The 17,104-nt window shown below is 57.6% G+C and carries 23 protein-coding genes; 9 read left to right on the forward strand and 14 right to left on the reverse strand.

The window, feature by feature from the left end:
• The first annotated feature begins 89 nt into the window (after positions 1-89).
• The gene (locus tag ACM6IK_RS06070; protein WP_414873574.1) at positions 90-392 is read left to right on the forward strand and encodes a hypothetical protein; all 303 of its coding nucleotides are present in this window, start codon (positions 90-92) and stop codon (positions 390-392) included.
• 292 nt (positions 393-684) lie between these two features.
• Complete coding sequence (locus tag ACM6IK_RS06075) at positions 685-897, forward strand: cold-shock protein (protein WP_003179963.1); 213 nt, start codon at positions 685-687, stop codon at positions 895-897.
• A gap of 70 nt (positions 898-967) precedes the next feature.
• Here ACM6IK_RS06075 and ACM6IK_RS06080 read toward each other — a convergent pair whose 3' ends face one another.
• Positions 968-1,288, reverse strand: a complete 321-nt coding sequence (locus tag ACM6IK_RS06080; protein WP_414873575.1) for an I78 family peptidase inhibitor — start codon at positions 1,286-1,288, stop codon at positions 968-970.
• A gap of 158 nt (positions 1,289-1,446) precedes the next feature.
• Positions 1,447-1,752, reverse strand: coding sequence for a hypothetical protein (locus tag ACM6IK_RS06085; protein WP_007975706.1), 306 nt, complete (start codon positions 1,750-1,752; stop codon positions 1,447-1,449).
• Between the two features lie 132 nt (positions 1,753-1,884).
• Between ACM6IK_RS06085 and ACM6IK_RS06090 the strand changes: the two genes are divergently transcribed.
• Positions 1,885-2,076, forward strand: coding sequence for a hypothetical protein (locus tag ACM6IK_RS06090; RefSeq protein WP_218428921.1), 192 nt, complete (start codon positions 1,885-1,887; stop codon positions 2,074-2,076).
• Positions 2,077-2,130: 54 nt separating this feature from the next.
• Here the strand turns inward: ACM6IK_RS06090 and ACM6IK_RS06095 are convergent, their stop codons facing one another.
• The 8 genes from ACM6IK_RS06095 to ACM6IK_RS06130 all read right to left on the reverse strand — a co-directional run bounded on the left by ACM6IK_RS06095 (position 2,131) and on the right by ACM6IK_RS06130 (position 9,795).
• Positions 2,131-3,138 (reverse strand): nucleoside hydrolase, encoded by a 1,008-nt coding sequence (locus ACM6IK_RS06095; protein ID WP_414873597.1) that lies wholly within the window; start codon positions 3,136-3,138, stop codon positions 2,131-2,133.
• A gap of 64 nt (positions 3,139-3,202) precedes the next feature.
• A complete protein-coding gene (gene rbsD, locus ACM6IK_RS06100; RefSeq protein ID WP_414873576.1) occupies positions 3,203-3,607 on the reverse strand; it encodes a D-ribose pyranase in 405 nt (134 codons plus the stop codon).
• The gene (gene rbsK / locus ACM6IK_RS06105) at positions 3,604-4,521 is read right to left on the reverse strand and encodes a ribokinase (protein WP_414873577.1); all 918 of its coding nucleotides are present in this window, start codon (positions 4,519-4,521) and stop codon (positions 3,604-3,606) included. The genes rbsD and rbsK overlap by 4 nt, the downstream gene beginning before the upstream one ends.
• A 57-nt stretch (positions 4,522-4,578) precedes the next feature.
• Positions 4,579-5,598 carry a LacI family DNA-binding transcriptional regulator gene (locus ACM6IK_RS06110; RefSeq protein ID WP_414873578.1) on the reverse strand — a complete coding sequence of 340 codons (1,020 nt, stop codon included), beginning with the start codon at positions 5,596-5,598 and terminating at the stop codon, positions 4,579-4,581.
• A gap of 3 nt (positions 5,599-5,601) precedes the next feature.
• Positions 5,602-6,579, reverse strand: coding sequence for an ABC transporter permease (locus tag ACM6IK_RS06115; protein WP_414873579.1), 978 nt, complete (start codon positions 6,577-6,579; stop codon positions 5,602-5,604).
• A complete protein-coding gene (locus ACM6IK_RS06120; RefSeq protein ID WP_414873580.1) occupies positions 6,576-8,129 on the reverse strand; it encodes a sugar ABC transporter ATP-binding protein in 1,554 nt (517 codons plus the stop codon). The genes ACM6IK_RS06115 and ACM6IK_RS06120 overlap by 4 nt, the downstream gene beginning before the upstream one ends.
• A gap of 55 nt (positions 8,130-8,184) precedes the next feature.
• Positions 8,185-9,141, reverse strand: a complete 957-nt coding sequence (locus tag ACM6IK_RS06125; protein WP_414873581.1) for a sugar ABC transporter substrate-binding protein — start codon at positions 9,139-9,141, stop codon at positions 8,185-8,187.
• A 192-nt stretch (positions 9,142-9,333) separates the two neighbouring features.
• Positions 9,334-9,795: a hypothetical protein gene (locus ACM6IK_RS06130; protein WP_414873582.1), complete on the reverse strand. Its 462-nt coding sequence runs from the start codon at positions 9,793-9,795 to the stop codon at positions 9,334-9,336.
• A gap of 346 nt (positions 9,796-10,141) precedes the next feature.
• Here ACM6IK_RS06130 and ACM6IK_RS06135 point away from each other — a divergent pair, with 346 nt between their 5' ends.
• From ACM6IK_RS06135 to ACM6IK_RS06145, 3 genes are all read left to right on the forward strand, one after another.
• Positions 10,142-11,230, forward strand: a complete 1,089-nt coding sequence (locus tag ACM6IK_RS06135) for an asparaginase (protein WP_414873583.1) — start codon at positions 10,142-10,144, stop codon at positions 11,228-11,230.
• Between the two features lie 211 nt (positions 11,231-11,441).
• Positions 11,442-11,681, forward strand: a complete 240-nt coding sequence (locus tag ACM6IK_RS06140; RefSeq protein WP_414873584.1) for a DUF1654 domain-containing protein — start codon at positions 11,442-11,444, stop codon at positions 11,679-11,681.
• Positions 11,682-11,685: 4 nt separating this feature from the next.
• Complete coding sequence (locus ACM6IK_RS06145) at positions 11,686-12,375, forward strand: endonuclease (RefSeq protein ID WP_414873585.1); 690 nt, start codon at positions 11,686-11,688, stop codon at positions 12,373-12,375.
• Positions 12,376-12,462: 87 nt separating this feature from the next.
• Here ACM6IK_RS06145 and ACM6IK_RS06150 read toward each other — a convergent pair whose 3' ends face one another.
• On the reverse strand, positions 12,463-12,828 hold the full coding sequence (locus tag ACM6IK_RS06150; RefSeq protein WP_414873586.1) for an SPOR domain-containing protein: 366 nt from the start codon (positions 12,826-12,828) through the stop codon (positions 12,463-12,465).
• 250 nt (positions 12,829-13,078) lie between these two features.
• Here ACM6IK_RS06150 and csrA point away from each other — a divergent pair, with 250 nt between their 5' ends.
• Positions 13,079-13,270, forward strand: coding sequence for a carbon storage regulator CsrA (gene csrA, locus ACM6IK_RS06155; RefSeq protein WP_053161267.1), 192 nt, complete (start codon positions 13,079-13,081; stop codon positions 13,268-13,270).
• 184 nt (positions 13,271-13,454) lie between these two features.
• Here the strand turns inward: csrA and ACM6IK_RS06160 are convergent, their stop codons facing one another.
• Positions 13,455-13,910 carry a DUF2214 family protein gene (locus ACM6IK_RS06160; protein WP_414873587.1) on the reverse strand — a complete coding sequence of 152 codons (456 nt, stop codon included), beginning with the start codon at positions 13,908-13,910 and terminating at the stop codon, positions 13,455-13,457.
• A gap of 203 nt (positions 13,911-14,113) precedes the next feature.
• Between ACM6IK_RS06160 and ACM6IK_RS06165 the strand changes: the two genes are divergently transcribed.
• A complete protein-coding gene (locus tag ACM6IK_RS06165) occupies positions 14,114-14,866 on the forward strand; it encodes a carbonic anhydrase (RefSeq protein ID WP_414873588.1) in 753 nt (250 codons plus the stop codon).
• Positions 14,867-14,941: 75 nt separating this feature from the next.
• On the opposite strand, the gene ACM6IK_RS06170 is transcribed toward ACM6IK_RS06165, so the two are convergent.
• Positions 14,942-15,136: a hypothetical protein gene (locus tag ACM6IK_RS06170; RefSeq protein ID WP_223547767.1), complete on the reverse strand. Its 195-nt coding sequence runs from the start codon at positions 15,134-15,136 to the stop codon at positions 14,942-14,944.
• Between the two features lie 251 nt (positions 15,137-15,387).
• Between ACM6IK_RS06170 and ACM6IK_RS06175 the strand changes: the two genes are divergently transcribed.
• Positions 15,388-15,591, forward strand: coding sequence for a hypothetical protein (locus ACM6IK_RS06175; RefSeq protein WP_414873589.1), 204 nt, complete (start codon positions 15,388-15,390; stop codon positions 15,589-15,591).
• 65 nt (positions 15,592-15,656) lie between these two features.
• Here the strand turns inward: ACM6IK_RS06175 and ACM6IK_RS06180 are convergent, their stop codons facing one another.
• Positions 15,657-16,313, reverse strand: a complete 657-nt coding sequence (locus tag ACM6IK_RS06180; RefSeq protein ID WP_414873590.1) for a trypsin-like peptidase domain-containing protein — start codon at positions 16,311-16,313, stop codon at positions 15,657-15,659.
• Positions 16,314-17,104: the final 791 nt, after the last annotated feature.

The raw sequence follows: 17,104 nt of genomic DNA on the forward strand, positions 1-17,104 counted from the left end.
AATCAGGCGTTTTTATGCCAGAGTGCTGAACTTGAACACCGCTTCGCCCCTCAGATAACACGTCATTGACCCACAAGGAGCATCCCAGCATGCGTCTGAACCGTTTGTTCGCCGTAGTCGCACCCATCGTTCTGCTGCTGCCATTGGCCGCCCACGCCGATTGGCCAAAGGGTGAGCGCGAGAAATACATGGCGCAATGCGTCCCTGCAGCGGCACAAAAGATCGGTGATGCGAAGGCAAAAGCCCTCTGTGGTTGCGGCGCCGACCAGATCAAATCCTATCCTGCCAAAGACCTTCAGGCATTGATGGACGGCACGGCCAGTCAAGAACTGGGAAATCAGGCGATGAAGAAAATCGCCACTTGCAGGCCCGATCCCGGGGCGAAGAAATAAGCTTCTCGCATTGATTTTTTCACCTGCAATGACCGAAAAAACAGGCCGAATGTCGCTTTGTCTGACATTTTTTGAAGGTTTTACAGCTTTTTTTATCGTCTTTACTTCCGGCTGAAAGCCTTATAACACGGGGCTTTCAGCCATCTCAAGACACAAAGAAACCGCGACTGATCGGCAAACAGCTCGCCCGGGGGGCTCCCAAAGCGAACATTTCGACTATGATATCCGGGTGTGCCCAGTTGGCCTGAGCAGCACAGTACTACTGAAAATATATGTTTCTTGGAGATACACCATGTCTAATCGCCAAACCGGCACCGTTAAATGGTTCAACGATGAAAAAGGCTTCGGCTTCATCACTCCTCAAGGTGGCGGTGACGACCTGTTCGTACACTTCAAAGCTATCGAAAGCGACGGTTTCAAAAGCCTGAAAGAAGGCCAGACTGTTTCCTTCGTGGCTGAGAAAGGCCAAAAGGGTATGCAAGCTGCTCAAGTTCGCCCAGAGTAATTTCCAGGCGCACTAAAAAAACCCCGTCCATGTGACGGGGTTTTTTATGGGTGAAACAAAAGCCGAAGGATCAGCCGCAGTTGACGCGGGTGACGACCTTACTGGCATCGGTGTTCAGGTTCAGGCGATCCGAACGGTACTCCAGCGTCACCATGTCGGTTGGCAACAGGAACCGCGCGTTTTGCGCTCCTGCGCGGGTACGCGCCTGCTCAAGCAATTGCGGCGATGCCTGTTTGCCGATGGTGAACTCGGCAGCCTTCGCTTCACAGCGGCTGTGACCCGTGTCAGTCGTCGCAACATCCGTTGTTGCCGACTCGGTAGAGGTAGTGCTGCAACCGGCCAGCGTGGCAACGGCCAACAAAGTACCCAATGACGCGAGCTTCCAAGGCATGAAGCCTCCTTATTCAATGATTAAGCTGAGATCGTGCGACAACCAGACTGGCGTTTGGTTTCACAGGCAGTGCCTGCCCATGATCCGGACGAGTCGCGATTCTGCCTGAGCGCCGCGCTCCCCTTAATCACTGAATCGTGACTGAATATTAACGACGCTCAATAGACGTCGATGTAGTCGTAAGGCGGATTGGGCCAGTTCTCTTTCAAGGCATTGAAGATTTGCATGACCCAGACTTCATCGCTGGCCGCGACCCGCCCGACATAACCGGAGCCCTTGGCCCAGGTTTCGAGCCGGAACAACAACCCGTCGATATCGGTACCGCCCACGACACCCGAGGAGATGTAGGCAATGCCGCCTTTGGTGACCCGCAACTGAGTGTGTTCATCGTCACTGGCGCCGGCCAGCAACTGACGCACCGCCTCAAGGGTCAGGCCATCCGGGGAGTTCAAATCGATCTGCACAGCGCATTCCTTGAATATTCGTCAAAGACCAAGTGTCGCACAGCCCTCCTTTGCTGCCTAAGTCGACGTGTCAAAAGCCCCGCAAAGTGGTTAACTCGGCACTCAGACTTCCCCGACCTCACGAGCGCCATCATGACCACCGTAAGCATCGACGCTGACATCAAGGCCAAGTGGCAAGACGGCCACAGCTCCTACAGCCCAGGCAGCACGGAGGAGCTCGCCATTATCGGTATCGACCTGCTGGTCAGGGACCTTGGAACCGAAGCCGCCCAATCGTTCATCGAGCAGATTTTCGAGAAACATCTGTCGGACCAGAAGGCCTAAGCGGTAAGCGCGAGGGAGTGAATCCCGCAGGCAGGCACCTGCGGGAGATGATGCTTACTTCAGGCGGGCCAGGCGCTCGGTCAGCAGATCGAAGAAGCCCTGGGCATCGCCGCTTTCAACCCAGAAGGCGTTCTTTGGCGCTTTCAAGCCGTCATACCAGTCGACGATGGTTTGTCCATAGGTCGGTCCTTCGCGACTGTCGACCACCACGTTGACCGAGCGACCGCTGAACAACTGCGGCTTGAGCAGGTAAGCGACAACCGTGGCGTCATGCACCGGGCCGCCCGGAAGGCCGTAGTGTTCCATGTCACCTTTGATGTACTCATTGAGAATGTCGCTCACCAGCCGGCTGGCGTTGTTGTTCAGCGCGGCAATCTGTTTCAGGCGCGCTTCGCTGGTAAGGATCTTGTGGGTCACATCCAGCGGCAGGTAGGTCAGCTTTACACCACTCCTGAGTACCACTTCAGCGGCTTGGGGATCGGCGAACAGGTTGAACTCAGCCACCGGCGTGATGTTGCCGCCATTGAAGTGCGCACCCCCCATGACCACCACTTCCTTGATGCCCCGCACGATACCCGGCTCCTGCATCAGCGCCAGGGCCAGATTGGTCTGCGGGCCGAGCATGGCGATAGTAATGCTGTGGGGCTTGGCCGATTTCAGCGCATCGATCAGGTAGGTCACCGCACTGCCCTTTTCCAGGCCCTTCTTCGGCTCATGCACGGCGACGCCCGACAGACCTTCCTTACCATGAATATCCTCGGCATAGATCGGCGTGCGCATCAGCGGCCTGGGCGCACCGGCATAAACCGGCACCTCCTCACGCCCCGCCCATTCCCGGGCCAGTCGCGCATTGCGCGAGGTCTTGTCCAGGCGAACGTTGCCCGCAACGGTGGTCAACGCCCGCACATTCAGCTCGTCCGGCGATGCCAGGGCGAACAACAGGGCAACGACATCGTCAGCCCCTGGATCGGTGTCGATGATCAAGTCGATCTTATGTGCCGCCTGGGCGTTGGTTGCAGTAATCAGGGACAAAAGCAGCAGACTCCGGAGCAGTGGGTGCAGTTTCTGAGCATAGCCATACGTGGCGCAGTCGTTGTGCCAGGGAAATCAAAACGCGGACAGCCAGTCAAAACGTTACGCCAGCGACCAGCACAATGTTGCAGTACGGCTGACACTCGCCTGTCCGAACAATCGCCCTTGCCTGCCGGCTCAGGACCTTGAATTGTTCATGGGTGAGCACCTCACGCCGACCCAGTGCGCCTTCGTCGTTCAGCGCTTCCAGCGTGACCAGGGCCGACGGCTTTTTATCGAAGATTTCCTGCGCCAGCACATGGCTTTCGACCTGCATCTCACTGAGCACGACCTTCAAGGTGCTGACAAAATCCGGAATGCCATGGGTCAAGGCCAGGTCGATCAATTCAACGCCCGGTGGAACCGGCAGCCCCGCATCCCCGATGACGACCCTGTCGCCATGCCCCAATGAGGCGATCAGCCGCGACAGTGCAATGTTGAGCAAGGGTGTTTTTTTCATGGGGTTTTAAACGCCTGCACATCGCTCAAGGCGGGAATCGAAGGTTGCGCGCCGGCACGGGTGACCGACAACGCCGCAGCCACCTGCCCGAAGCGGATCGCCTGCACCTCATCTTGACCCGCGGCCAGCGCCGCCGCGAAACCGCCGACGAACGTATCGCCGGCCGCCGTGGTATCGACAGCCTTTACCACGGGTGCGGGGAAATGTTCGAAGCGTTGGCCATCGGCAAACAGCGAACCTTGCGCACCGAGGGTGATAATCACCTTGCCGGCGCCCAGGGCAATCAGGCGAGTCGCCGCGGCTCGCGCGGTGTCCAGGGAGTCCACCGACAGACCGCTCAGGGCCGACGCCTCGCTCTCGTTGGGAATCAGGTAATCGATGGACGCATACCAGTCCGATGGCAACGGACGACTGGCCGGTGCCGGATTAAGGATGACGGTCTTGCCCAACTCGCGACCGCGCTTGAGCGCATGACCAACAGAAGCATCGGGCACTTCCAGCTGACAGATGAGCACGTCCGCCGCCTGTATCACCGAATCAAAACGGTCAATGGCTTCTGTGGTCAATGCACCATTGGCGCCAGGGACGATCACGATGGTGTTCTGACTGCTGTCGTCGACCACAATCAACGCCACGCCGCTGGAACCGTCAACGGTGCTCACCGCTTGACAATCGATCTGCTCGGCCAACAGCGCCCCGCACAGTGCCTCACCATAGGCGTCATTACCCACGCACCCGATCATCGACACCTGGGCCCCCAACCGCGCCGCAGCCACGGCCTGATTGGCGCCCTTGCCGCCGGAGACGGTGCTGAACGACTGACCAATCAGCGTTTCACCGCCCTTGGGCAAGCGTGGTGCCCGGGTCACCAGGTCCATGTTCAAACTGCCTATTACCACTACTTTTGCTGGCATACATTGCTACTCATCGATTCTGTTTCGGCGGCTTTCTGTTTTCAACGGCTTTCTGTTTCAACGGCACTGGGCAAACACGCCGGCCAGCGGCGCCGTCGATTCACGTATGACGATACTCGGCGTCACGATCCGCTGATCGGTCGCCAGGCCCGGCGTGGCGATTCGCCGCAAAAGCACTTCGGCGGCCATTTCGCCGAGTTGCACGATCGATTGCCCCACCGTGGTCAACGACGGATAGACATACCGACTCATCTGGATATCGTCGAAGCCGATCACCGACAACTCGCTCGGTACGCGAATATTGCGCTCGGCGGCGGCCCGTAGCACGCCGATGCCGATCATGTCGTTGGCCGCAAAAATGGCGGTAGGCGGGTTGTTTTCCAGCAGAATTGCGGCGGCGCCGTAACCGCCGGTGCTGGTGAAATCGCTTTCCAGCATGCGCTCGGGAGAGACTTCGACGCCCGCCTCCTTCAATGCCCGGCGATAACCCGCCAGACGCATCTGCGCCACGCTGGTGTTTTCCGGCCCGCTGATCGTGGCGATATCCCGGTGCCCCAGTTCCAGCAGGTGCCGGGTCGCCAGATACGCGCCGTATTCATGGTCGATGCGCACCAGGTCCGCATCGATACCGTCCAGTCCGCGGTCGACGATCACCATGGGCGTGCGGACGCCTTTAAGACCTTGCACCAGGCGACTGTCGCCGCCGGCCGAGGCGACAATCAGGCCGTCGATGCGTTTTTCCAACAGCACACGCAGATAGCTGCGCTGCTTGTCCGGATTGTCGTCGGAGTTGCACAGGATGACGCAGTAACCGTTTCGCTCGCAGTAGTCCTCGATGCCCCGAGCCAGTTCGGCGAAATACGGGTTGAGGCTGTTGGGCACCAACAGGCCGATGGTCGCCGTGGTCTTGGCCTTGAGTGAACGGGCCACCGCACTGGGAACATAATCAAGGGTCTGGATGGCCGCCTCGACCTTGATCCGGACTTCTTCACTGACCGGGCGGGTCTTGTTCACCACATGGGAAACCGTGGTGTAGGAAATGCCGGCAAGGGCTGCCACATCTTTGATCGTCGCCATGACTCAGGTCCGCCGGCTTGCGCGTTGACTGCGATAGGTGTCCAGCACCACCGCCACCACGATCACCGCGCCGGTAATGATGCGCTTGGTTGGCTCGGTTGCGCCGATCTGCGCCAGCCCCGCGGCCAGCACGGAAATGATCAACACGCCAAAAAACGTGCTGATCACCGAGCCGCGCCCGCCCATCAGGCTGGTGCCGCCGATCACGACGGCCGCGATCACTTGCAATTCAAGACCGGAGCCGGCATTCGGGTCGGCGGCTTCCAGGCGAGAAATCTGGAACAACGCGGCAACACCAGCCAGCAACCCCATCAGGCTGAAGACCAGGATCTTGTAAGGCTTGGGATTGATCCCCGCCAACCGCACCGCCTCTTCGTTGGTGCCGATACCGATCAGGTAGCGACCGAACACCGTGCGGGTCAACACAGCCTGGGCGATGAAAATGATCAGCAACGCAATGATGAACGACGGTGAAATGCCGAAGGCAATCGGGTTGGACAACCAGGCGAACGCATCGCCGATGTAAGCCGTACGCGAGCCGGTCATCTGGTACGCCACCCCGCGAGCCATTTCCAGCACGCCCAGGGACACGATGAACGACGGAATCCGCCAGGCCACCGTGATCGAGCCGGTGATGGTACCGGCGAGCGCCGCGACGGCCATGCCCAGCAGCGCCGCCGGCAACACGCTCCAACCCCAGCCAAGCATCGCCACGCTCACGGTCGAGGCCGCCAGCGCCAGCACCGAGCCTACCGACAGGTCGATGCCACCGATGATCAACACAAAGGTCATGCCGACCGCCAGCACCATCAGGTCCGGAATCTGGTTGGCCAGGGTGCTGAAAGTATCGTAAGACAAAAAGTGACTGCTCAGCACCGAGAACAGCACGATCATCGCCAACAAGGCACCCGCCAGCCCCAGGTAGGTGCCCAGGCCGTAGAAATTGCCACTGCGTGTGCCGGCGAAAGAAGCGGTTTTCATGGAAGATCCCTAGGCGCGGCTTCAAAGAGCTGCGCATCACGTTTTTGGTAGCCGGCAAAAGCAGCGGCGAGCAACTCATCCTGGGTCCAGCTGTCGCGATCGAACGTATCGATCAGACTTCCTGCCGACAGCACACCGATCCGGTCGCAGATCAGCATCAGCTCGCGCAAGTCGCTGGAGACCACCACCAGCGCCTTGCCCTGGCGGGTCAACTCACCGAGCAGGTTGTAGATATCGAACTTGGCGCCGACGTCGATGCCGCGGGTCGGCTCGTCGAACAGCAACACCGAACAGTCGCGCTCCAGCCAACGGCCAATGACGACTTTCTGCTGATTGCCGCCGGACAACTCGGACACCAACTGAGCCGGACCGGAGCTGCGAATGCGCATGGCATCGATCTGACGCTGGGCCAGGGCGTTTGCGCGATCGTTGTCGACCAAGCCAGCGCTGGAGATGCCGGGCATGTTGCCCAAGGCGATGTTGGCGCCGATCGATTGGGTCAGCAAAAGGCCTTCACCCTTGCGATCTTCGGTGATCAACGCGATACCGTGCCCCACCGCATCCACTGGCGAACGGATACCGACGACCTGTGCCGGCGAGCCCAGGGCAATCGTGCCGCGGTCGGCGATATCGGCACCGAAGATCAGACGCAGCAGCTCGGTGCGCCCCGCGCCGATCAAACCGGAAATGCCGAAAATCTCGCCGGCACGAACTTCAAACGACACGTCACGAACCTTGTCGGCACGGCTCAGGCCGTGGACCGTCAACACCGGAGCGCCAATCTTGCGCGCGCCCATGTCGATGTGTTCGCCGAGCTCGCGCCCGACCATCAGGGTGACCAGTTGCTCGCTGTTGTAGTTGGCCATAGGCTCGACGCAAACCAGGTTGCCGTCGCGCAGTACGGCAATGCGTTGCGCGACCCGCGCCAGCTCTTCGAGGCGGTGGGAGATGTAGATGATCGATACGCCGCGAGCCTGCAGACGGGTGATCTGCTCGAACAGCATTTCGACTTCGCGCGCGGTGAGCATCGCCGTCGGCTCGTCGAGAATCAGCACATGACAATCGCCAATCAGGTTGCGGGCAATCTCCACCATTTGCTGGTGCCCGATGCCCAGTTCGCCGACCAGGGTGTCCGGGTCAATGGCGTCGAGCCCGACATGCGCCATGGCCTCGATGGCAGCCTTGCGCAACTGCTTGCGATTGATCCAGCCGCCGTTGCTGGGCAGGTTGTCGAGAAACAGGTTTTCCGCCACCGACAAGGTTGGCAACAGATTGAGTTCCTGCATGACCATGCGGATACCCAGCGCTTCAGCCTGAGCCCGGCTACCCGGACGATAGTCCTGCCCCTGAAACTGCATCTGGCCGGTGGTCGGCGCGACCAGCCCGCCAATAATCTTCGAAAGCGTGCTTTTGCCTGCGCCGTTCTCGCCGGTCAACGCCAGCACTTCACCGCGCATGAGCGTCAGGTCGATGCCGGCTAATACCGGTTGGGCGTAGGTCTTGCCGATACCGCTGACCGAGAGGACAGCGTTCGGGACGGAAACTGACATAAAAACTCTCCATGCGCTCGTCCGGCTGGACGAGCGCCGCTGCGTCGCCAGAAGGCTATTGGGTGACCAGTTCTACCGGCGTTTCGATCACGCCATTGGCGCCACCGTCGACCTTCTCGCCCTTGAGAATCTTCAATGCCGTCTCGATGCCGAACACCGCCTGTTTAGCCGCAAACTGGTCCGCCGTGGCCAGCACGCGACCATCCTTGAGCATCGGCTGGATGGCATTGATGTTGTCGTAGCCGACCACTTGCACCTTGCCGGCCTTGCCCGCGGCGCGCACAGCAGATACCGCACCGACCGCCATGCTGTCGTTGCCGGCCAACAGGGCCTTGGTTTGCGGGTATTCGCTGAGAATCGACGCAGCTACCTTGTTGCCCTTGTCGATCTCCCAGTCACCGGATTGCACGGACACGACCTTGATCTGCGCCGCCTCCATCGCATCCTTGAAACCTGCGGTCCGCTGCTGGGCATTGGTGGTGGTGGACACACCTTCGATGATGCCGACTTCGTCACCGGCCTTCAGCTGTTTGGCCAGGTAATCGCCCACCAGCCGTGCGCCCTTGCGGTTGTCCGGGCCTACGAATGGAACATTGATGTTTTTGCTTTTGACGACGGCGGGGTCCAGCTGGTTGTCGATGTTGATCACGGTGATACCGGCATCGATGGCTTTCTTGATCACCGGGACCATGGCTTTGGAGTCTGCCGGTGCAATCACCAATGCATTGACCTTGGCCAGGATCATCTGCTCGACGATGCGCGTCTGGCCTGCGGTGTCGGTTTCATCCTTGATGCCGTTGGAGATGAGCTCGAATTCGCCGGAGTGATCTTTCTGGTAAGCCTTGGCGCCATCTTCCATGGTCAGGAAGAACTCATTGGCCAGGGATTTCATGACCAGTGCGACTTTCGGTTTTTCAGCGACTTCAGCAAAAGCCGAGGAGACAGGCAATGCTGCGGATGCGGCGGCCAGCATAGCGACAGCGAGAAGACGTCCAGCGAATGGCAGCTTCATGGGTTCACTCCGATCTTATGATTATTGTGAGCAACGCTTGCGCCGGCGTAAGCTTCACGACCCACCGCGATGGAAAGCCACCACTGGAGCCGCGCAAACGTTTGCGTGAAGCAAACTATGCGAACCCTGCCGGTATTTGTCAACGACCTGAAAAGTGCTTTCAGAGATGTTCAGCGAAAAACGGCATCCGGTTCACGCCGTGGTGTTGACTAGCGATCCCGTGCCAGAACCCCTGGCCAGCTCTTTGATCAGACTCGCACTCACTTGCAGGATGGCGCCGTTGGTGTCGGCGACCTGCCCTTGAATGGCCGTTACCGCCGTGGTCTTGGCTTGCGGAGTCGGATAGGACGCCGCCTGGGCCTGCGCCAGTTGCTGCTGTTGCTCGCGCAATTGCTGTTGAAGCTCCTGCAAACGCTTGAGCAGGATCTTCACCGCAACGCTGGTGTTATCGCTGGTTTCCGACTCGGCCTGTGCGCCGGCACTCTCCCCCAGACCTACCGGACCGGTTTTAACCTGGGTGCCGTCGCCTTCCTTTACACCCGGCGCTTTGGCAGCCGCATCCTCAATCGCATCGCCCAAAGCGCGAAGGGTCGCCGCAGACTTCCCCCCGATGGTGATGCCCGCGGCATTCGGGAAGCCAATAGATAACGACATGTGAATTCCTGAAGAAAAGATCCCTTGGAGGAGCATCGACCGGCGCGGGCGTTTCTTTAGTCGTGACGGATGATTTGACCCGTTGAAACCTTAAACAAGACCGCGATCCGTTTCGGAGAGCCGAACGCGAAAGTTAAACATGTTCGGCATTCCGGACGCCCCGCCCCCGAAACCGGCTTGGACACAAACATAAATACCGTTACAAATCATTAGTTTAGGCGGATTTTTCGATTCCAAGTATTACTGGTACAGATCCTGCTTTTCCCCTCGCACCCTCAGCGTTCAGATTCGCCTGGGGCTAGATGAACTTGCATCTGCACCGCCTCACAACCAGAAGAGAAAAATAATGACATCTGCACTCAAGAACTTTGTTCCGGGCGCCTTGGCCCTCCTGCTGCTTCTGCCCACCGCCCTCCAGGCCAAAGAAGCCGAAACCCAACAGAAACTGGCCAACGTGGTGATCCTGGCCACCGGCGGCACCATTGCCGGCGCAGGGGCCAGCTCCGCCAACAGCGCAACCTATCAAGCGGCGAAAGTCGGCATTGAACAGTTGATCGCTGGCGTTCCCGAGCTGAGCCAACTGGCTAACGTTCGCGGCGAACAGGTCATGCAGATCGCCTCCGAAAGCATTACCAACGAAAACCTGCTGCAGCTGGGTCGCCGTGTGGCTGAACTGGCCGACAGCAAAGACGTCGATGGCATCGTGATCACCCACGGCACCGACACCCTGGAAGAAACTGCGTACTTCCTGAACCTGGTGGAAAAAACCGAGAAGCCGATCATTGTCGTGGGCTCCATGCGCCCAGGCACCGCGATGTCCGCCGATGGCATGCTGAACCTGTACAACGCGGTGGCCGTGGCCAGCAGCAAAGACGCACGGGGCAAAGGCGTGCTGGTGACCATGAACGATGAAATCCAGTCGGGTCGCGACGTCAGCAAGATGATCAACATCAAGACCGAAGCGTTTAAAAGCCCCTGGGGTCCGCTGGGCATGGTGGTAGAGGGCAAATCCTACTGGTTCCGCCTGCCGGCCAAGCGCCACACCATGGATTCCGAATTCGACATCAAGAACATCAAGAGCCTGCCTGACGTCGAAATTGCCTATTCCTACGGCAACGTCAGCGACACTGCTTACAAGGCCCTGGCTCAAGCCGGCGCCAAAGCCATCATCCACGCCGGCACCGGCAATGGCTCGGTATCGTCGCGGGTAGTTCCATCCCTGCAAGCCTTGCGCAAGGATGGCGTGCAGATCATTCGCTCCTCCCACGTCAACGCCGGCGGCTTTGTATTGCGCAACGCCGAACAGCCTGACGATAAATACGACTGGGTCGTGGCTCACGATCTGAACCCGCAAAAGGCCCGGATCCTGGCAATGGTCGCGCTGACCAAAACCAATGACAGCAAAGAGCTGCAACGGATGTTCTGGGAATACTGATTCGCCCTCGCCCGACCGATCCGGTCGGGCACCCCGTGCGCCATTCGCCAGCCCTGGCGAGTGGCCGCCACTGGATCTGACAAAAAAAATCCCCTCGTCTTACGCCAAACGGAACAAACCGCCGTCAGAGGATTTTCCTGATTTTTAAGCAGTTGCGAAATGGCCTACAGTAAAATACTGTATGCACGTACAGCTTAATAAGGATAATCCCATGGACACCACCTCCTCCTCCCCTGACACCTATGTACGCATGGGCCTGCGCGTTCAGAAAATCATCAACTCTCCCACCGCACAAAAGGCCAGGGCAGCGCTGATCTTCCGCCTTCCTGACGAGCCGATGGATGAATGGGAACGCTTGCTGGAAGAAATCGACGAGAACGACAACGTCACCCTCGCCTATCGCGACGATGGCGGCGTGCAGATTTTCTGGGTTGTGCCGAAGGAAGATTGAGTCGATGAGTGCCCGCTGGTTTGTTTTGTTGTTCCTGTTTTCTGTCATGGGCGCGCAAGCCGACGCCCCGCGCACCTTCACCGAAGCGAAAAAGGTGGCGTGGAAACTCTACGCGCCCCAATCCACCGAGTTTTACTGTGGCTGCAAGTACACCGGCAACCGGGTGAACCTTGCCGCTTGCGGTTACGTGCCACGTAAAAATGCCAAACGCGCATCCCGCATCGAATGGGAGCATATCGTTCCGGCCTGGCAGATCGGCCATCAACGCCAGTGCTGGCAAGAAGGCGGCCGCAAGAACTGCACCCGCTACGACCCGGCTTACCAAAAGGCCGAGTCCGATCTGCACAACCTGGTGCCCAGCATTGGCGAGGTCAACGGCGATCGCAGCAACTTCAGCTTCGGCTGGTTGCCCGAGCAGTCGGGACAATATGGTTCGTGCCTGACCCAAATCGACTTCAAGGCCAAGAAAGTCATGCCCCGCCCTTCCATCCGCGGCATGATCGCCCGAACGTACTTCTACATGAGCAAGCAGTATGGTTTACGTCTGTCGAAACGGGATCGGCAGCTGTACGAAGCGTGGGACAAAACCTATCCGGTTCAGGCCTGGGAACGGCAACGCAACCAGAGCGTGGCGTGCGTCATGGGGCGCGGCAACGAGTTTGTCGGCCCGGTAGACATGAAGGCCTGCGGCTGAATCCAGGCAGTACCCGAAATTGAAAAGGCCTCGGGGGCTGAGCGCACGAGACCTTTTTTGTTTCTTGAGCATCCGCAGTACAGAACGTTACTGAGCGGCCGGACGCTCAAGCACCAGCAATTCGATGTTCTGTTTCTTCGCGCGAGTGAGCGCCGCACGGACCTCATCCTGTTTGGTCTCGGCCTCGGCTTTCGAATTGAACGGCCCCATCAGGATTCGCGTATTGCCATTTTCCTTGACGACACTGGACATGAAGCTGTGCTCGATCAGCCAGCCACTCAAGTCGCTGACTGCCTGAGGGGTTTCACCTCGCACTTCAAGATCCCATTGCGGGCCGGACACCGCCGCGGGGACGGCAGCCACGGCCGGTTCAGGCTTCGGCGCATCCACACTACTGCCCTCGCCACATCCCGCCAGCGCCAATATCGCGATTACCAAAACCATTTTGCGCACGGCGTTTCCCTCTAAATCCATAAAACAGGGATTTTAACATCCATGAATACTTCACGAGTGCCGTAAAATGGGCTCAAAACAACGAGAATGATGGTTGCGGCCTCTGTATAGTTACGCCTTGGGAATTAATGCCACATCTGCACGTCAGAAAGAGGCACCCAAACCGCGAGACTTCGCACTAATCTATACATACCACCGACCTCTGCACTGTCCGAATCAGGTGCCCCACAAAGCAATCAAGGAGAAGACCATGCTGATACTCACCCGCAAAGTCGGTGAAAGCATAAATATTGGTGATGACATTACGATCACCATCCTGGGCGTAAGCGGCCAGCAAGTCAGGATCGGCATCAACGCCCCGAAGGACGTTGCAGTGCATCGAGAAGAAATTTATCAGCGCATTCAGGCTGGCCTGACCGCCCCGGAAAAGCCGCAACCCTGAATCCTGCTGCAGTCAGTAGCCAGCCCGTTCAGTCCGGAATCACGGCTGGCTAAAGATTCGGCATTGCATCGCTTCCGCCTGCTTTCCACACAAGCCTCCAGGGGCCGATACTAGCGACAAGCTCAACGCTCTGGCTGTCAGACTTTTCTGGCTCACCCCATGGAAGTACGCGTTAACTGCGTGATCAACCAAACATCACGCCACGCGCCATACCCGTCGCCGCCACCACCACCAGCAGCACCAGCAGCGCCTCGACATGACTGATCCGCGCAAATAGCTTCGCACGGCCTGTATCGATCGCCACTTTACGGGCAAGCGCTATCCGCCATTTGATCAGCGTCACCATTGGCGCAATCTCCAGCAGCAAGATCAGGACGAACAGCGTCATCTTCAGATGAAACAGCGGCTGATGCAGGTAATAGTCCGTGCCTTTCTCGTACCCGCCAAAGGCTCGCATCCCCCCGCTGACCAGCAAAACGACAGCTGAAATACCCCAGATATTGTCCGCCATCAGAACACTGCGCACTTGCGCGGCCCCATCGGCCAAACGCCGAAAAGCGGTGCCTCGAACCAACACCGCCCAAAATCCCAAGGCAAATGCCAAAAGATGAACCGCCGCTAGAAACCAGTGAGTCAGCATCAAGAAACTCCTGCCAGGTCGAAGTTGTAAGAGCCTGTCAGTAGTAGCCCATGAAAAGGCTGTTTGCACGGCATCTGCGGACATTGCCCGGAACACAATATGAGAGACCAACTAGACTCCACTGCGCTGGTATTGAGCGCCCGTGGCAGTATCGGCCCCAACGACAACCCACTCTCACCGCATTGAACTGAGTAAACAAAATCATGTGTGAATCATGTGATTCAAGCTCTGCTTCAAACACAACAGGCCGCCGTCGTTTTCTTCAACTTGCCGGATTGGGCGCAGGCGCCCTGCTGCTGACCGGCACACTGCCCGGCAAGCTCATCCAGGCAGCCGAAAAAGCGTCAGCCCCACCGAAACCTCAAAACGTAATCGGTCCCGATATGGCACTGAAAAGACTGATGGAGGGCAATGATCGGTATGTAAGCGGTACTTCCACAACACACGATTTCAAGGCTGAGCGAGAGGCCCTGGTGTCCGGTCAAAATCCGTTCGTGGCAGTACTGAGTTGCTCTGACTCGCGGATCGCCCCGGAATATGCGTTTGATACCGCGCGAGGCGATCTTTTCTCCATCCGCGTCGCGGGCAACTTCGTGACACCGGAAGGCCTGGCCAGTCTTGAATACGGGGTTGCCGTACTGGGCGCCCCACTGATTCTCGTACTCGGTCATGAGAGCTGTGGCGCCATCGAGGCAGGCATCAAGGCCGTCAAGGATCAGACGATTTTCCCTGGCCATATCCCGAAACTGACTGACGCACTCAAGTCGGCCATCGAGACAGTGCTGAAGCAACCCGGGAGCCTGATGGAAAACGCCACCGCGCAGAACGTCAAAAACTCTGTCAACAGCCTGAAACAGGCCTCGCCATTGCTGACCGATGCGCAGAGCAAGGGCAAGTTGAAGATAGTGGGAGGCATTTATCGCCTGGCAAGCGGCAAGGTAGAGTTGATCGTTTGAACCGCAACACACGCATCACCCGCGTCGGAGCACGACCCCGCACGCAAAGAGCCCAGCGCGATGGCTGGGCTCTGTTTATTTTCTACTTTCCATCATTTTGTCGGCGAGGGCTATCGCCCTCTCGATCAACAGGTTCTGCCTGTCTTCGTGCGTAGCACCGCCCACAATCGGGGCAGTCAAATTGCTTTCCGCAATTAATGCAGTGCAGAAGTATTGATCCCAAACAGCCTTGTCCACAGATGCCTGCTTGCTGATTTGATCGACGTTCATGGGCGGCTCCTTTCGATGACGCAGCCAAACTAGTTTACGCCTGAATGGCAAAGAATCCGGACTATCATCCACGGCGGCCTGCCATTCGTCGCCCAGGAAAACACAACGAGGAATTCACCCACTTCCGTGGCTTGAGGATTGCTAACATCGCGTGTAGCAGCGGCCGGAACGACATGATTCTGACGCAGTAGCCATTCAACTAAAGCTTAGGACTCCAGCGATACGCTTGGCCAGTCACCAGGAGATGTAACGTGTCAACGCTCAACGAAATCGCAATGAACCACGCGAGAATGGCCAGGGAAAAGGCAGCAGAGTCGACCGAAGTGAGCGAGCGGCAGCTCCAGATTGTAGGAAGCTTCGAGGTACCGTCCATTGAAGTACAGCAGAACATCCCACTGCACCTGATCGCCGGAGTGCAGGAGGGACATCTTGCCCATGCAGGCGCTGCGAGCTGACCTTCCCATTCAAGAGTGACAGCAGAACCCGGCCGCCGCGCCGCTTATTGGTTGATAGCTGAAAGCTACTTCGCGACATACCTCGCGCCGTGTGGGTCGTTGAGTTTTGCCTGCAATATCCCCCACTCGCGCTGAATGATCGAGTAAGGAATAAAGATGCTGATCCTCTCAGCCCCCTTTACGCCGGAGTTATTGCTCACATCGTTCAGAGTGGTTGAGTAGAAACCGATATTGATGCCCACAATGCAGCCGTCACTGGTGAGGACCGGCCCACCCGACATGCCCTTGACCAGCGGAGCATCATGGATGGCATAGAGATCACCGCTGTGTTCATCGGCGTTGATGAAAGGCGTTTGATACACCTTGCCTTTCCCGGTAGCGGTCATGAGGTAAGGACTCGTCCCAACGGCAGTGATGCTCTCGCCCACACGCGGTGCGCGCCATGAAGGGTAGTGGCCGCTGGCCTTGTGCTGGATGAAGACCAGGTCGCAGCCTGTGCTGCAGCTGTACTTCACGTTGGGGATGAACGGAGTGTGGCGGGTGGTTACCGCATAGTCATCGTTCCATTGCACGGCCGAGGCCATGTATAGATACGGTGCGGGAAACCCCGAGTGGACTGAAAAGTATGAATTATTGGCAGGACCCGAAAAGTCGGGTTTTACGATGCCGTTGCATCCTGCAGTTACAGCTCCAATTAAAAAGCAGGCCATGATCTTGATCATGATATATCACCGACTTAATTGGGAGAATGTGACTGTTTTTTGTTGTCAGTATTTTGGCTTTTGTCGGATTGCAGTACTCCTCGCCGCTTGTTCTAGTTGGGTGTTTTTTACTTATGGCTGAGATTGTAATGACGCGTATGAATAAATCGCGCTAAGGACAATTGCCTTTCGATCAACTTCAAAAGTTCAAATATTTGGCGCCTGAAAATTGTTAAAGACGAGAAAAAAAACCAGGAGTTACTATCGACTCCTTCGTTGATGGCACCAACGATCCTGGCAAGTGGCGCCTACCCGGATCAGTCGTTATGACCGTCACCCGCAAGAGCGACAAGTGCAAGAGCATTTACATCGGGCACCTATACAACAGGCAATTCGCCAAAAGCGGAATCGGACCGTTTCAATATCGACGCAACTGGCTTTAGCGATAGTACCAACTCAACCAGACTTTCTAAAAAGCAGTCATCCATAGCCGATAAACCAGACACTACCGGAGTTAAAGGCACGGGTATTCCTCACTGCTTTATTTATACGTCCAGACACCAGGATATTAAGCCATCACTGACAGGGTTAACGGTAAAAACATTGGAGCCTGGCTTCATGCGTTGTTATGTAGTGGACCATGAACAGCACTATTGAATATCGAGTGGTAGCGCCGACTATAAGTATCGCCGTACAAACGACGACGCAGTAACGTGAGGCAAGAGGCCTAAGCCTAGGCCTCTTGCTTTGAGCAGACCAGGAAAAATCTCATCAAATTTCAAAATCGAGTAGGAGGCGGATTTACATCCGCC

This window comes from Pseudomonas sp. IT-196MI5, from assembly GCF_949767415.1.
Classification (GTDB): Bacteria; Pseudomonadota; Gammaproteobacteria; order Pseudomonadales; family Pseudomonadaceae; genus Aquipseudomonas.